Annotated in this window: 14 protein-coding genes; 3 read left to right on the plus strand and 11 right to left on the minus strand. The window is 64.2% G+C overall.

Going from position 1 to position 14,456, the window contains the following annotated elements:
* Genes napA through napE form a run of 3 tightly spaced genes read right to left on the minus strand, consistent with a single transcriptional unit; the run spans window position 1 to window position 2,930 of the window.
* Window positions 1-2,505 carry a nitrate reductase catalytic subunit NapA gene (gene napA / locus IP89_RS11980; protein WP_043309754.1) on the minus strand — a complete coding sequence of 835 codons (2,505 nt, stop codon included), beginning with the start codon at window positions 2,503-2,505 and terminating at the stop codon, window positions 1-3.
* Window positions 2,502-2,762: a chaperone NapD gene (locus IP89_RS11985; RefSeq protein ID WP_043309755.1), complete on the minus strand. Its 261-nt coding sequence runs from the start codon at window positions 2,760-2,762 to the stop codon at window positions 2,502-2,504. Before IP89_RS11985 ends, napA begins: the two co-directional genes overlap by 4 nt.
* A gap of 12 nt (window positions 2,763-2,774) precedes the next feature.
* Window positions 2,775-2,930: a periplasmic nitrate reductase, NapE protein gene (napE, locus tag IP89_RS11990; RefSeq protein ID WP_043309757.1), complete on the minus strand. Its 156-nt coding sequence runs from the start codon at window positions 2,928-2,930 to the stop codon at window positions 2,775-2,777.
* A 326-nt stretch (window positions 2,931-3,256) separates the two neighbouring features.
* On the opposite strand from napE, the gene IP89_RS11995 reads away from it, so the two are divergent.
* Complete coding sequence (locus IP89_RS11995) at window positions 3,257-4,843, plus strand: ABC-F family ATPase (protein WP_043309758.1); 1,587 nt, start codon at window positions 3,257-3,259, stop codon at window positions 4,841-4,843.
* 61 nt (window positions 4,844-4,904) lie between these two features.
* Here IP89_RS11995 and IP89_RS12000 read toward each other — a convergent pair whose 3' ends face one another.
* The 6 genes from IP89_RS12000 to IP89_RS12025 all read right to left on the minus strand — a co-directional run bounded on the left by IP89_RS12000 (window position 4,905) and on the right by IP89_RS12025 (window position 10,674).
* Window positions 4,905-5,621: an ABC transporter ATP-binding protein gene (locus tag IP89_RS12000; RefSeq protein ID WP_043309760.1), complete on the minus strand. Its 717-nt coding sequence runs from the start codon at window positions 5,619-5,621 to the stop codon at window positions 4,905-4,907.
* Window positions 5,618-6,490, minus strand: a complete 873-nt coding sequence (locus IP89_RS12005; protein ID WP_043309762.1) for an ATP-binding cassette domain-containing protein — start codon at window positions 6,488-6,490, stop codon at window positions 5,618-5,620. The genes IP89_RS12000 and IP89_RS12005 overlap by 4 nt, the downstream gene beginning before the upstream one ends.
* Entirely contained in the window at window positions 6,487-7,758 is a 1,272-nt protein-coding gene (livM, locus tag IP89_RS12010) for a high-affinity branched-chain amino acid ABC transporter permease LivM (protein ID WP_043309763.1), read from the minus strand. Before livM ends, IP89_RS12005 begins: the two co-directional genes overlap by 4 nt.
* A gap of 9 nt (window positions 7,759-7,767) precedes the next feature.
* Window positions 7,768-8,682 (minus strand): branched-chain amino acid ABC transporter permease, encoded by a 915-nt coding sequence (locus tag IP89_RS12015; RefSeq protein WP_043309764.1) that lies wholly within the window; start codon window positions 8,680-8,682, stop codon window positions 7,768-7,770.
* Between the two features lie 142 nt (window positions 8,683-8,824).
* A complete protein-coding gene (locus IP89_RS12020; protein WP_043309766.1) occupies window positions 8,825-9,949 on the minus strand; it encodes a branched-chain amino acid ABC transporter substrate-binding protein in 1,125 nt (374 codons plus the stop codon).
* A gap of 218 nt (window positions 9,950-10,167) precedes the next feature.
* The gene (locus IP89_RS12025) at window positions 10,168-10,674 is read right to left on the minus strand and encodes a DUF1993 family protein (protein WP_043309768.1); all 507 of its coding nucleotides are present in this window, start codon (window positions 10,672-10,674) and stop codon (window positions 10,168-10,170) included.
* A 75-nt stretch (window positions 10,675-10,749) separates the two neighbouring features.
* Here IP89_RS12025 and IP89_RS12030 point away from each other — a divergent pair, with 75 nt between their 5' ends.
* Window positions 10,750-11,097, plus strand: a complete 348-nt coding sequence (locus IP89_RS12030; RefSeq protein ID WP_043309769.1) for an MmcQ/YjbR family DNA-binding protein — start codon at window positions 10,750-10,752, stop codon at window positions 11,095-11,097.
* Here IP89_RS12030 and IP89_RS12035 read toward each other — a convergent pair.
* Entirely contained in the window at window positions 11,094-11,798 is a 705-nt protein-coding gene (locus IP89_RS12035; RefSeq protein WP_043309771.1) for a DUF1294 domain-containing protein, read from the minus strand. The genes IP89_RS12030 and IP89_RS12035 overlap by 4 nt on opposite strands.
* Window position 11,799: 1 nt before the next feature.
* Window positions 11,800-12,630, minus strand: coding sequence for an undecaprenyl-diphosphate phosphatase (locus IP89_RS12040; protein ID WP_043309772.1), 831 nt, complete (start codon window positions 12,628-12,630; stop codon window positions 11,800-11,802).
* A gap of 190 nt (window positions 12,631-12,820) precedes the next feature.
* Here IP89_RS12040 and IP89_RS12045 point away from each other — a divergent pair, with 190 nt between their 5' ends.
* Window positions 12,821-14,452, plus strand: a complete 1,632-nt coding sequence (locus IP89_RS12045; RefSeq protein WP_043309774.1) for a methyl-accepting chemotaxis protein — start codon at window positions 12,821-12,823, stop codon at window positions 14,450-14,452.
* Window positions 14,453-14,456 lie beyond the last annotated feature (4 nt).

Here is a 14,456-nt window from a genome sequence, read left to right on the forward strand (position 1 = left end):
TCAGGCCAGGCTGACCAGTTCGATGCGCACCGCGCACTTCTTGTAGTCGGTCTGCTTGGAAATGGGGTCGGTGGCGTCGAGGGTGACCTTGTTGATCAGCTTGTTGGCATCGAAGAAGGGCACGAACACCAGGCCGCGTGGCGGCTTGTTGCGCCCGCGGGTCTCGATGCGTGCGCGCATCTCGCCGCGCCGGCTGACCAGTTTGACTTCGCTGCCGCGCCGCGCCTTGAGTTCTTTGGCGTCATCCGGGTGCATGTACACCAGCGCATCGGGCACCGCGCGGTACAGCTCGTCCACACGCTGGGTCATGCTGCCGGTGTGCCAGTGCTCCAGTACCCGACCGGTGCTGAGCCAGAACGGGAAGTCCGCATCCGGCGCCTCGGCTGGCGGCTCGTAGGGCAGGGCGAAGATGATCGCCTTCTTGTCCGGGTAGCCGTAGAACTGCACGCCGCTGCCTTTCTCCACGTATGGGTCGTGCCCCTCGCGATAGCGCCAACGGGTTTCCTGGCCTTCCACCACCGGCCAGCGCAGGCCGCGCGCCTCGTGGTAAGAGTCGAAGGGCGCCAGGTCGTGGCCGTGGCCACGGCCGAAGGCGGCGTACTCCTCGAACAGGCCCTTCTGCAGATAGAAGCCGAAGGCGGCCGCCTCGTCGTTGGCGTAGCCCTCGGCTATCTCGCTGGAGGGGAACTGGTCGACCTGGCCGTTCTTGAACAGCACCTCATAGAGGGACTTGCCCTTGTATTGCGGCGCCTTGGCCAACAGTTCGGCCGGCCACACCTCGTCGGTGCTGAAGTGCTTGGAGAATTCGACCAGCTGCCAAAGGTCGGACCTGGCCTCGCCGGGCGCCTTGACCAGCTGATGCCAGAACTGGGTGCGGCGTTCGGCATTGCCATAGGCGCCTTCCTTCTCTACCCACATGGCGCTGGGCAGGATCAGGTCGGCGGCCTGGGCCGAGACCGTCGGGTAGACATCGGAGACGATGACGAAGGTCTCCGGGTTGCGCCAACCAGGTAGCACCTCCTGCATGATGTTGGGCCCGGCCTGCATGTTGTTGCTGACCTGGGTCCAGTAGACCTTGAGTACACCATCCTTGAGCTTGCGGCTCTGCTCCACGGCGTGGAAACCAGGCTTCTCCTGGATGGTGCCGGCGGGCAGCTTCCAGATCTTCTCGGCGGTGGCTCGGTGCTTGGGATTGGCCACCACCAGGTCGGCCGGCAGGCGATGGGAGAAGGTGCCGACCTCGCGCGCGGTGCCGCAGGCCGAGGGCTGGCCGGTCAGCGAGAAGGGGCTGTTGCCCGGCTCGCTGATCTTCCCGGTGAGCAGGTGGATGTTGTAGATCAGGTTGTTGGCCCACACCCCACGGGTGTGCTGGTTGAAGCCCATGGTCCAGAACGACACCACCTTGCGCTTGGGGTCGGCATACAGCTCGGCCAGGGCCTTGAGGCGCTCGGCCGGCACGCCGGATTCCTCAGCGGCGCGCTCCAGGCTGTAGGGTTTGACGAAGGCGGCGAACTGCTCGAGGGAGATATCGCTCCAGGTGTTGGCGGTGGCGGCGTTCTTCGCCTTCTGTTCACGCGGGTCGGTCGGGCGCAGGCCGTAGCCGATGTCGTCGGCGCCCTTGGCGAAGCGGGTGTGGCGGGTGACGAAGTCCCGGTTCACCGCGCCGGACTGGATGATGTGGTTGGCGATGTAGTTGAGGATGATCAGGTCGGTCTGCGGCTTGAACACCATGGGAATGTCGGCCAGGTCGAAGCTGCGGTGCTCGAAGGTGGACAGCACCGCGACCTTGACCTGCGGCTGGCTGAGGCGCCGGTCGGTGACGCGCGACCAGAGGATCGGGTGCATCTCGGCCATGTTCGAGCCCCACAGCACGAAGCTGTCGGTGGCCTCGATGTCGTCGTAGCAGCCCATCGGCTCGTCCATGCCGAAGCTGCGCATGAAGCCCATCACCGCCGAGGCCATGCAGTGGCGGGCATTGGGGTCGATGTTGTTGCTGCGCAGGCCGGCCTTCATCAGCTTGTTGGCCGCGTAGCCCTCCCAGATGGTCCACTGCCCGGAGCCGAACATGCCGACGGACTCGGGGCCGTGGGCCTTGAGCGCGGCCTTGGTCTTCTCGGCCATGATGGCGAAGGCCTGCTCCCAGCTGACCGGCTGGAACTCTCCCTGCTTGTCGTACTGGCCGTCCTTCATGCGCAGCAGCGGTTGAGTCAGGCGGTCGATGCCGTACATGATCTTCGACAGGAAGTAGCCCTTGACGCAGTTCAGGCCACGGTTGACCTCGGCCTTGATGTCGCCATGGGTAGCCACCACGCGGCCGTTCTTGGTCGCCACCATCACCCCGCAACCGGTGCCGCAGAAGCGGCAGGGCGCCTTGTTCCAGTCGAGGGTGGTGAGGTCGGCTTCGGTGAGCAGGTTGCTCGCCGTGCTGACCAGCGGCAGTCCTGCGGCGGCTGCAGCGATGGCGGCGGCCTGGGCCTTGGCGAATTCGCGGCGGGTCAGCTTCACCAGGCTTTTCCTTCTGCGTCGAGGCATTCGTGGTAGATCAGCGCCGCACCGAGCACGCCAGGCAGCTGCTGGATACCGTGCAGGCGTTCGAGGATGGTGTGCTCGTCGTGGGCTTCGAGCACCACCACCTGCTTGCCGGCGGGGCTGCTCTGGTGCAGTTCGAGATCGGGCAGGCGCGCCAGGTTGGCGCGCACGGCGTCCAGCTGTTCGGGGTGACAGTGAACCAGCAGGCTGGCGATGTGCAGGGCGTCGTCCATGGGCGCTCCTGGCTAGCCGGGTGGCCCTGGCGGGCCGGTGAAGATCTGCAGTATCCAGACGATGAAGCCGTAGCCACCGACGATGGCGACGGAAAGGATGGGGAACAGGAATATCACCAGGAACAGAAACAGCCTGGTTTCCTTGGCCTTGCTCACGGTACTGGGCATTCCGGCACTTCTCGATAGGTGCGGATGCCCTACAGGCTAGACCCTACTTTCAGTGAGGACAAATGCGTTGGTCGCTCAGTGGCACATTTGCTGCCATCTTGGTTCGCGGACTCTACAAATGAGCATGGTATGAGGCAGCCAGCTATGTCCGCTAATGGCCGGAAGCAGCCTCTCGAAGGTCGCGCAATCGGCCAAAACCAGTCCCTGCGCCAATCCTCGACACAGGATGAAAGTGCCGCCTGGCGCGATAAAGCAGCGCACCGCCCGGCAAACCGCTACAATCGCGCCCTTTTGCGCAGCCGCGCTCCGTTTCCAGGATTCCAGTCGTGATCTCTACCGCCAACATCACCATGCAATTCGGCGCCAAGCCGCTGTTCGAGAACGTTTCCGTCAAGTTCAACAACGGCAACCGCTACGGCCTGATCGGCGCCAACGGCTGCGGCAAGTCGACCTTCATGAAGATCCTCGGTGGTGATCTGGAGCCTTCCGGCGGCCAGGTGATGCTCGAGCCGAACGTGCGCCTGGGTAAGCTGCGCCAGGATCAGTTCGCCTACGAAGAATTCACCGTGATCGACACCGTGATCATGGGCCACGCCGAGCTGTGGAAGGTCAAGGCCGAGCGCGACCGCATCTACTCGCTGCCGGAGATGAGCGAAGAAGACGGCATGAAGGTTGGCGAGCTCGAAGGTGAGTTCGCCGAGATGGACGGCTACACCGCCGAATCCCGCGCTGGCGAGCTGCTGCTCGGTCTGGGCATTCCGCTGGAACAGCACTTCGGCCCGATGAGCGAAGTCGCTCCAGGCTGGAAGCTGCGCGTACTGCTGGCCCAGGCGCTGTTCTCCGACCCGGAAGTACTGCTGCTCGACGAACCGACCAACCACCTGGACATCAACACCATCCGTTGGCTGGAAAGCATCCTGGTGCAGCGCAACAGCACCATGATCATCATTTCCCACGACCGTCACTTCCTGAACTCGGTCTGCACCCACATGGCCGACCTGGACTACGGCGAGCTGCGCCTGTTCCCGGGCAACTACGACGAGTACATGACCGCCGCGACCCAGTCGCGCGAACAGCTGCTGGCCGACAACGCCAAGAAGAAGGCGCAGATCGCCGAGCTGCAGACCTTCGTCAGCCGCTTCTCGGCCAACGCCTCCAAGGCCAAGCAGGCCACCTCGCGCGCCAAGCAGATCGACAAGATCCAACTGGCCGAGGTCAAGCCGTCCAGTCGCGTCAGCCCGTTCATCCGCTTCGACCAGAACAAGAAGTTGCACCGCCAGGCCGTGACCATCGAGAAAGTCTCCAAGGCCTTCGACGACAAGGTGCTGTTCAAGAACTTCAGCTTCCAGGTCGAGGCCGGCGAGCGCGTGGCCATCATCGGCCCCAACGGCATCGGCAAGACCACCCTGCTGCGCACCCTGGTCGGCGAGATGAGCCCGGATGCCGGTGAAGTGAAGTGGACCGAGAGCGCCGAGGTCGGCTACTACGCTCAGGACCATGCCCACGACTTCGAGGACGACGTCAGCCTGTTCGACTGGATGGGCCAGTGGACCCAGGGCGAGCAGACCATCCGTGGCACCCTCGGCCGTATGCTGTTCAGCAACGACGAGATCCAGAAGTCGGTCAAGGTGATTTCCGGTGGTGAACAGGGCCGCATGCTGTTCGGCAAGCTGATCCTGCAGAAGCCCAACGTGCTGGTGATGGACGAGCCGACCAACCACCTGGACATGGAGTCCATCGAGGCGCTCAACCTGGCGCTGGACAACTACCCGGGCACGCTGATCTTCGTCAGCCACGACCGCGAGTTCGTCGGCTCCCTGGCCACGCGCATCATCGAGCTGTCGGAAAACGGCGTGACCGACTTCTCCGGTACCTACGACGATTACCTGCGCAGCCAAGGCATCATCGTCTAAGCCCGCACAGGCAAGAAAAAAGGCATCCCTCGGGATGCCTTTTTCGTTTCCGCCCTACCCTTCAGTGCCCGCCGAGATAGGCGTTGCGCACCTCCTCGTTACCCAGCAGCTCGGCGCCGGTGCCGCTCATGCGGATCTGCCCGGTGACCATCACGTAACCACGGTCGGACAGTTTCAACGCGTGGTTGGCGTTCTGCTCCACCAGGAAGATGGTCATGCCGCTCTTGGCCAGCTCGCGCAAGGTCTGGAAGATCTGCTTGACCACGATCGGCGCCAGGCCCAACGAGGGTTCGTCGAGCAGCAGCAGCTTGGGCCGGCTCATCAGCGCACGGGCGATGGCGAGCATCTGCTGCTCGCCGCCGGACATGGTCATGGCGCGCTGGTTGCGCCGCTCCTTGAGCCGCGGGAACAACTCGAACATGCGCTGCATGTCCTCTTGGGCGTGCGTCATGCCGATGGGGATGGTGCCCATCAGCAGGTTCTCCTCCACGCTCATGTCGGGAAACACCCGGCGCCCCTCGGGCGACTGGGCGATACCGTTAGAGGCGACGAAGTGCGCCGACTTGCGGCTGATGTCCTCGCCACGCAGCAGGATCTGCCCGCCACCGATGCGCGGCTGACCGAAGATCGACATCAGCAGGGTCGACTTGCCGGCGCCGTTGGCGCCGATCAGCGCCACCGTTTCCCCTTCGTTGACCTGCAACGAGACCTTGTGCAGTGCCTGGATCGGCCCGTAGAACACATCGACTTCACGAAACTCCAGCAACGGCGCCGTCATGCCAGCTCCTCTTCATCGGTACCCAGGTAGGCGGCAATCACCTTCTCGTCGTTACGTATCTGCGCCGGTTCGCCACGGGCGATCACATCACCGTGATCGAGCACGATGATGTGGTCGGAGATGTTCATCACCATGCCCATGTCATGCTCGATCAGCAGCACGGTGATGCCGTGGTGATCGCGCAGGAAGCGGATGATCCGGCTCAGCGCCTCGGTCTCCGAGGGGTTGAGGCCGGCGGCCGGCTCGTCCAGGCAGATGATTTCCGGGCGTGTGCACATGGCCCGGGCGATCTCCAGGCGGCGCTGCTGGCCGTAGGACAGCTCGCCGGCCAGGCGGTTGGCGGCGTCCACCAGGCCGACCACCTCCAGCCAGTAGAAGGCATGGTCCAGCGCCTCGTTCTCCGCGCGGCGGTAGCCGGGGGTGTTGAGCACGCCAGCGAGCAGGTTGCGGTTGACGAACATGTGCTGGGCCACCAGCAGGTTCTCCACCACCGACATCTCGCGGAACAGCCGGATGTTCTGGAAGGTGCGCGCCAGGCCGGCGCGATTGATCAGGTGGGTGCCGCCGAACATCTTGTACCAGACCCGGTTGGCGAACTGCGCCGGGCGCACGAAGTCGTCCGCCTGGAACGGCTGGCCGAGCACCTTGATCACATCGGTGGTGCGCCCGCGCGCATCCAGCAGGATGTTGCCGCCGGTGGCGCTGTAGAAGCCGGTGAGGCAGTTGAACACCGTGGTCTTGCCGGCACCGTTGGGGCCGATCAGTGCGGTGATGGAGTGCCGATCGACGTCCAGGTTGACGTCATTGAGCGCCTTGATGCCGCCGAACTGCATCATCAGATGCTCGACGCGAAGAATCTTGTCGCTCATGGCGCCACCCCCTTGCGCGGCTCGACCCCGGCGCGGCTGATGCGGATCAGCCCGCGCGGGCGCCAGATCATCATCAACACCATCAGCACGCCGAACAGCAGCACCCGGTAATCGGCGAAGGCGCGCAGCAGCTCCGGCGCCACGGTGAGGACGAAGGCGGCGATCACCACCCCGAGCGTCGAACCCATGCCGCCGAGCACGACGATGGCGAGGATCAGCGCTGACTCGAAGAAGGTGAACGACGATGGGTTGACGAAGCCCTGGTAGGTGGCGAAGAACACCCCGGCAAGCCCCGCGGTGGAAGCGCCGAGGGTGAAGGCCGAGAGCTTGACCAGCACATGGTTGAGGCCCATGGCGCGGCAGGCGATCTCGTCCTCACGCAGCGCCTCCCAGGCACGGCCGACCGGCATGCGGGTCAGCCGATGCTTGACGTAGAGCACCAGCAGCACCACCAGGAACAACGCGGCGTAGATGAAGATGAACTTCATATTGGGGTCGTAGGCCACGCCGAAGAACTCGTGATACGGCACCCCGCCGTCCTTGGCCCGACGGCCGAACTCCAGGCCGAACAGGGTCGGTGCCGGCGCGGACATGCCGTTGGGCCCGCCGGTGAAACTCAGCCAGTTGTTCAGCACCAGGCGGATGATCTCGCCGAAGCCCAGCGTGACGATGGCCAGATAGTCACCGTGCATACGCAGCACCGGGAAGCCGAGGATGGCTCCGGCCACCGCCGCCGCCAGAGCGGCCAGCGGCAACACGGTCCAGAAGCCCAGGTCCAGGTAGTGGTAGCCGAGCGCCAGGCCGTAGGCGCCGATGGCGTAGAAGGCCACGTAGCCGAGGTCGAGCAATCCGGCCAGGCCGACCACGATGTTCAGGCCCAGGCCCAGCAGCACATAGATCAGCCCGAGGATCACCACGGTCAGCAGGTACTTGCTGGCGAAGAGCGGGAAGATCACTGCCGCCACCACCAGCAGCGGCACGATCCAGCGCAGGCGGCTGCGGTAGCCCGGCGGCAACACGTGCACGCCGGAGCCGCTGCCTTCGAAGCCGTCGAGGATGCGTTTACCGCTGGCGGTCTGCAGGAACAGGCTGAGTACCAGGCGGCCGAGCACCACGACGGCGACGATCAGCCCCAGGCGCTCGGGCTGCAGGTTGAAGCTGTAGCCGTCGAGCACGATGCCGACGATGGGGCCGAACACGATCAGCGCCACCAGGCCGGCCAGCACCGCATCCAGCAGGCTGCGTTTGATATCGATGGAAGATGTCATCGTGCGCCCTCAGACCTTGGCGACCAGCGGGCGGCCGAGCAGCCCCTGGGGTCGGAAGATCAGGATCAGCACCAGCAGGCCGAAGCTGAACACGTCCTTGTAGTCGGTGTTGACCATGCCGGAGAACTGCGCCTCGGCCACGCCGAGCAGGATGCCGCCGAGCATCGCCCCCGGCAGCGAGCCGATGCCGCCGAGTACCGCGGCAGTGAAGGCCTTGATGCCGATGACGAAGCCTGCATAGAAGTCGAAGGTGCCGTAGTTCATGGTGATCAGCACGCCTGCCAGCGCAGCCATCGAGGCGCCGATGACGAACACGTAGGAGATCACCCGGTCGGTGTTGATGCCGAGGATCGAGGCCATCTTGCGATCCTGCTGGGTGGCGCGGCACATACGGCCGAGCTTGGTGTACTGGATCACGTAGGTCAGCACCGCCATGCCGAGGAAGGCGGCGATGAGGATGAACACCTTGGTGTAGCTGAGCTGCACGAAGCCTTCGCCGATGTGGAACTTGAAGGCACCGTCGAGCAGCGTCGGCACGCCCTGCTGGCGCGCGCCCTGGGCCAGCTGCACGTAGTTCTGCAGGATCAGCGACATGCCGATGGCGCTGATCAGCGGCGCCAGGCGGGTGGAGTTGCGCAACGGCTTGTAGGCGATGCGCTCGATCACATAGCCGTACAGCCCGGTGATGCAGATGGTGAAGACCAGCGTGCCGAGGATCAGCAGCGGGAAGGATTCGAGGCCGAAGAAGGCCAGCACGGCCAGAGAGATGGCGGCCAGGTAGGCGGAGACCATGTACACCTCGCCGTGGGCGAAGTTGATCATGCCGATGATGCCGTAAACCATGGTGTAGCCGATGGCGATCAGGCCATAGACCGCGCCCAGGGTCAGGCCGTTGATCAGTTGCTGGAGGAAGATACCGTCCATACGCGCTCTCGTCCGGGGCACGGCCAGGCGGCCGTGCTTATCAAATCAGGCGGGAAGCGCTGAAACACTGCAGGAGCCTTCCAGCGTTCCCGGAATGCACCGGTCGGCGGAGGCTCCCGCCGACCGGCCGAGTGCCGCGGGGTTACTGCATCTGGTGGTACTTGCCCTTGTCGTCCCACTCGTACATCACGTAGTCGGACACCTTCAGGTCGCCCTTGGCGTCGAAGGCCTTCTTGCCCATCACGGTGGCGACCGGGTTGGCCTTCAGCCATTCGCTGGCCTTGGCGCCATCGGTGCTGCCGGCGCCGGTGAAGGCTGCGGCCAGAGCCTGGATCGAGGCGTAGGCGTAGAGGGTGTAGCCTTCCGGCTCGTAACCGCCGGCGCGGAACTTGTCGATCACCGCCTTGCCGTCCGGAATCAGGCGCGGGTCGGCGCCGAAGGTCATCAGCACACCCTTGGTGTACTGCGGGCCGCCGGCGGTGGTGACCATCTCGTCGGTCACTACGCAGTCACCGGAGAGGAACTTGGCGTCCAGGCCCTGCTCGCGCATCTGGCGTACCAGTGGGCCGGCTTCCGGGTGGCAACCGCCGAAGTAGACGACTTCGGTACCGGCGGCGCGGACCTTGGTGACCAGGGCGTTGAAGTCCTTCTCACCACGAGTCAGACCTTCGTACAGCACCGGCTCGACGCCGCGTTTTTCCAGCTGCGCCTTGGTTGCATCAGCCAGGCCCTGGCCGTAGGTGTCCTTGTCGTGGATCACTGCGACTTTCTTGGCCTTCAGGGTATCGACGATATAGTCGCCAGCAACCACACCCTGCTGGTCGTCACGGCCGCACATGCGGAACATGGCGCCCAGGCCGCGCTCGGTGACCTGCGGGTTGGTCGAGGCTGGGGTGATGGCGATGATGCCCGCCTCGTCGTACACCTCGGAGGCCGGGATGGTGGAGGACGAGCAGAAGTGGCCAACCACGCCGACTGCCTTGTCCTGGTCGACCAGACGGTTGGCTACCGACACGGCCTGCTTCGGCTCGCAGGCGTCGTCCGCCTTGACCAGCTTGATCTTCTCGCCGTTGATGCCACCAGCGGCGTTGATGTCCTCGGCGGCCTGAGTCGCGCCACGCCAGTATTGCTCACCAAACGAGGCGTTGGGGCCGGTATGCGGGCCGGCGACGCCGATCACGACATCCGCCTGAGCCAGGGTAGAAGCGCCCGCCGCGGCGGTTACCGCGAGAGCCAGAAAGCCTTTTCTGAAAAACTTCTGCGACATGGAGTTGTGCTCCTGAGGGTTTAGGTTGGCAACCTGCGACAGCAAGGCTTATGCCAGCGTAGCTCAGGAGAACAAACGACTAAGAACTATATATATGCCGTAACGGCAACGCGGCTTCGCGCCGCCGACGGCTGTGAGCGAAATGCTCCATCGGGTAACGGTCGCCCTGCAACGGTGCTAAGAAACTACTCAGCCGCACCAAGGGCAGACATGCTTACTCAGACTCGACCGAGATAATCCATCTTGCCAATCTCCAGGCCGTTGTGACGCAGGATCGCGTAGGCCGTGGTGAGGTGGAAATAGAAGTTGGGTAGGACGAAGTGCAGCAGATAGTCCTCGGCGGTGAACTTCAGCTCGGCGCCGGGGAATTTCATGACGATCTCGCGACCGGCGCCGCTGTCGATCTGCTCCGGCGTCAGGCTCTTCACGAAGTCCAGGGTCTTGGTGATACGTGCCTGCAAGTCGGAGAAGCTGCTCTCGGTATCGGCGAAACTCGGCACCTCTACCCCGGCCAGGCGCGCCGCACAGCCTTTCACCGCATCGCTGGCGATCTGCACCTGACGGGTCAGCGGGTGCATATCCGGCGCCAGGCGCGCGCTCAGCAGCACGGACGGATCGATCTTCTTCGCCTCGGCGTACGCTGCAGCCTTGTCGAGGATGGCCGAGAGGTTGCCGAACATGCGCACGAACTGCGGTACAGAGGACTGGTAGAGGGAAAGCGACATCGGAGGAACTCCTTTGCGAAGAGGCGACGCGGTTCTGCTAGGGTAGCCGCGGTTCAGCCTGGGGAATGAAGCCTGATGACCAATGAGCAGATCGCCGCATACTGTTTGAGCCTGCCTGGCGCCCGCGAGGATCTTAAGTGGGGCGGCAACCGGGTGTTCTCAATAGCGGGCAACAAAATGTTCGCCATTCTCGATTTCATGGGCGAGCACCTGGCATTCAAGGTCGGCGCGGAGCTGTTTCTCGGCTATGTCGACCGCCCCGGCATCCTCCCGGCTCCTTATCTGGCGCGGGCGCACTGGGTCAGCATGGCGCCGCCCTTCCCCATGGGTGACGACGAGCTGCGCGAATGTCTGCAGCGCTCCCACCAGTTGGTGGTACGCAAGCTGCCTAAAATCCGTCAGGTGGGACTGCTGCTCGGCTAGAAAGGCAGCAGATGGCCAAGGTAACGCCCGCCCAGCACCAGGCGGTCGAGCCAGAACGCCTGGTGCAACACGACGATGGCCCAGAACACCAGCTGGAACGAGGCCTTGCGCGTCTTGTGGCGGAATACCTGCTGCGCCACCAGGGCGCCGGGCCAGCCGCCCACTAGCTCGGCGATGTGCAGGCTGTTCTCCGGCGTGCGCCAACGGCCCTTCTGCGCGGACTGCTTGTCCAGCCAGTACTGGCAGAAGCTGAACAGGCTGACCAGCGGATAGGCCAGCAGCACCCAGACCACGCCCTGCGCCAGCAGCGCCAGACTGCCCCAGAGCGGCAGAACACACAGGGCCGCCAGGACCAGCAACTTGAGCGGCAGATCACGAATGCCCGCCGAAGCACTGTGCTCCGGGCGTATCACTTTGGTGCGCTGCGGCTTGGCCGCCTTCGCCGACTTGGCAACTGCATCCGGTTTACGCCGGATCGCCGGGCGATCCAGGCTCAGCCCGGCATGGCGCATGTGCTGCGCCCGCGGACGGCCCTGGGCATCGCTGCCCGGCACATAGAGCACTTCCTCGCCGGCTTGCGGGCGCTTGTCGCCACGCACGGCGGAAATATGCACGAACAGCTGCTCGCCACCGCCCTCAGGCTGGATGAAGCCGAAACCCTTGTCGTCGTTCCAGCTCTTCAGGACGCCACGCTTTTCCATATCAGCCCTGGGCGCTGCTCCAGTCGATCAGGTGGAACTGCCAGGTGGCCAAGATCAGCAGGCCGAAAGCGATGCGGTACCAGGCAAACACCGCATAGCTGTGGTTGGCGATGAACTTGAGCAGCGCGCGCACGGCGATCATGGCGAAGATGAAGGAGATCACGAAGCCCAGGGCGAACACCGGCAGGTCGCCGGGCTGGAACAGGTCGCGGTACTTGTAGCCGGAGTACACGGCGGCGCCGACCATGGTCGGCATGGCCAGGAAGAAGGAGAACTCGGTGGCCGCGCGGCGCGACAGGCCGAACAGCAGGCCGCCGATAATGGTCGAGGCCGAGCGCGAGGTGCCGGGGATCATCGCCAGGCACTGGGCGAAGCCGATCTTCAGCGCTTCCTTCCAGGTCATGTCGTCCACTTCTTCCACGTGGACCTCGTGCTTGCGCTGTTCGGCCCAGAGCATCACCACACCGCCGACCACCAGCGCTGCGGCCACAGTGATCGGGTTGAACAGGTATTCATGGATCAGATCGGCGAAGGCCACGCCGATGACCACAGCCGGCATGAAGGCGATCAGCAGATTGGCGGTGAAACGCTGCGCCTGGCGCTGGCGCGGCACGTTGAACACGGTGATGAGGATCTTGCGGCGGTACTCCCACATCACCGCGAGGATCGCGCCGAGCTGGATGATGATATTGAAGGCAATCGCCCGCTCACCACCGAAGCCGAGCAGATCGGCGACGACGATCTGGTGACCGGTGCTGGAGATGGGCAGGAATTCGGTCAACCCCTCCACGATGCCAAGAATCAGTACCTGCAGGGCTGTCCACAAATCCATGAATACCTCGAACTGGCCCTTTCTCGGAAGCGGCCGATAACTGGGTTAGCGCCTGGCGAACAGGCAGAAATCGGCGGGCATGCTACCAGATAGCCCCCCGTTAGGCTGCCGGACCAACGGTTGATGGCGCAGCTTCTAGACTGGCTATTAGCTAGCACGCATTCCAAGAACAAAAACCGGAGCACCGTTCATGAGCAGTCTGCGTACCCTCCCCATCAGCCGTCGCCTGTGGCTGATCCTGCTGTCGTCCATCATCATGCTCCTGGCCCTCACCGGGCTGATGTTGCAGCAGATCCACGACGACCTCTATCGGGCCAAGGCCCTGAAGACCCGCCACGTGGTGGAGAGCGCGATCGGCGTGCTCAAGCACTACCAGGGCCTGGAGGCCGGCGGCCTGGCCCGCGCGGATGCGCAGAAACAGGCCATGGAGGTGATCCGCGGCCTGCGCTATGACCAGGACGACTACTACTGGATCAACGACATGACTCCGGTGATGGTCATGCACCCGACCAACCCCAAGCTGGAGGGCCAGAACCTCTCCGGCCTGAAGGACCCGGACGGCAAGTTCCTGTTCAACGAAATGGTGGCCATCGCCAAGAAGCAGGGATCAGGCCAGGTCGACTACCGCTGGCCCAAGCCGGGCTCGGAAGATCCGGTGCCGAAAATCTCCTATGTCGAGCTGTTCCAGCCCTGGGGCTGGATTCTCGGTTCGGGCATCTATGTCGATGACGTGCAGGAAGAGTTCCGCGAGCAGGCCCTGCGCGCCGTCGGCATCCTGATCGTGATTACCCTGCTGCTGGGCGCCCTGGTGCTGTTGATCAACCGCAGCATCGCCCGGCCGATGGATGAGGCGGTCAACGCCATGGCCAACATCGCCAGCGGCGACGCCGACCTGACCCGTAGCCTGGACAACCAGGGGCGCGATGAGCTGACCGCTCTGGGCGGCCACTTCAATGCCTTTACCGGCAAACTGCGTAGTGTCATCGGCCAGTCGCTGCAAGCTGCCAGCACCCTCGACCAGGCCTCGCAGTCACTCGGTGAGATTTCCAACAACGCCCAGCAGCACAGCCAGCAGCAATCGCAGCAGATGGAGATAGTCGCCACCGCCATCAACGAGGTGTCCTACGCCGTGCAGGACGTGGCGAAGAACGCCGAGCATGCCGCCAGCGAAGTGCGCCTGGCCGAGCAGCAGGCGCTGCAGGGCCAGCACAACATCGACAGCAGCCTGCGCCAGATCGATCAGCTGTCCGAGACCATCGGCCAGGCCGTGCAGGTGATCCAGAACCTGGCCCAGGAAAGCACCCAGATCGGCAGCGTGCTGGAGGTGATCCGCTCCATCGCCGAGCAGACCAACCTGCTGGCGCTCAACGCCGCCATCGAGGCCGCTCGCGCTGGCGAGGCCGGGCGTGGCTTTGCCGTGGTCGCCGACGAGGTGCGTGCCCTGGCCAGCCGCACCCAGCAGAGCACCCAGGAAATCCAGGGCATGATCGACCGCCTGCAGGGCAACTCGGAGGCTGCGGTCAAGGTGATCAACGCCAGCAGCCAGGCCTCGCAGCAGACCGTCGAACTGGCCCGCCAGGCCGGTGAAAGCCTGGCGCAGATCGCCGCCGCCCTGCGCAACCTAACCGGCTTGAATGCCTCCATCGCCAGTGCCACGCTGCAACAGTCGCATGTGGTCGAGGATATCAATCACAATGTCACCCAGGCCGCCACGCTGGCCCATGAAAACGCCCTGGCGGCGGACCAGTCCAGCGAGGCCAGCCAGCATCTCGGCCAGTTGGCCGGGCAGCTGAACCGACTTCTGGGGCAATTCCGCGTGTGAGGTG

Origin of the sequence: Pseudomonas sp. ML96, assembly GCF_000761545.1 — a bacterium.
GTDB lineage: Bacteria > Pseudomonadota > Gammaproteobacteria > Pseudomonadales > Pseudomonadaceae > Aquipseudomonas.

Bases quoted from the DNA above. Each gene is read 5' to 3' on its own strand.
- IP89_RS12000 (WP_043309760.1), bottom strand. From the start codon at position 5,621: ATGACGGCGCCGTTGCTGGAGTTTCGTGAAGTCGATGTGTTCTACGGG.
- IP89_RS12035 (WP_043309771.1), bottom strand. From the start codon at position 11,798: ATGGAAAAGCGTGGCGTCCTGAAGAGCTGGAACGACGACAAGGGTTTC.
- IP89_RS12040 (WP_043309772.1), bottom strand. From the start codon at position 12,630: ATGGATTTGTGGACAGCCCTGCAGGTACTGATTCTTGGCATCGTGGAG.
- IP89_RS12045 (WP_043309774.1), top strand. From the start codon at position 12,821: ATGAGCAGTCTGCGTACCCTCCCCATCAGCCGTCGCCTGTGGCTGATC.
- IP89_RS12030 (WP_043309769.1), top strand. From the start codon at position 10,750: ATGACCAATGAGCAGATCGCCGCATACTGTTTGAGCCTGCCTGGCGCC.
- livM (WP_043309763.1), bottom strand. From the start codon at position 7,758: ATGACATCTTCCATCGATATCAAACGCAGCCTGCTGGATGCGGTGCTG.
- IP89_RS12005 (WP_043309762.1), bottom strand. From the start codon at position 6,490: ATGAGCGACAAGATTCTTCGCGTCGAGCATCTGATGATGCAGTTCGGC.
- IP89_RS12025 (WP_043309768.1), bottom strand. From the start codon at position 10,674: ATGTCGCTTTCCCTCTACCAGTCCTCTGTACCGCAGTTCGTGCGCATG.
- IP89_RS12015 (WP_043309764.1), bottom strand. From the start codon at position 8,682: ATGGACGGTATCTTCCTCCAGCAACTGATCAACGGCCTGACCCTGGGC.
- IP89_RS11985 (WP_043309755.1), bottom strand. From the start codon at position 2,762: ATGGACGACGCCCTGCACATCGCCAGCCTGCTGGTTCACTGTCACCCC.
- IP89_RS12020 (WP_043309766.1), bottom strand. From the start codon at position 9,949: ATGTCGCAGAAGTTTTTCAGAAAAGGCTTTCTGGCTCTCGCGGTAACC.
- napE (WP_043309757.1), bottom strand. From the start codon at position 2,930: ATGCCCAGTACCGTGAGCAAGGCCAAGGAAACCAGGCTGTTTCTGTTC.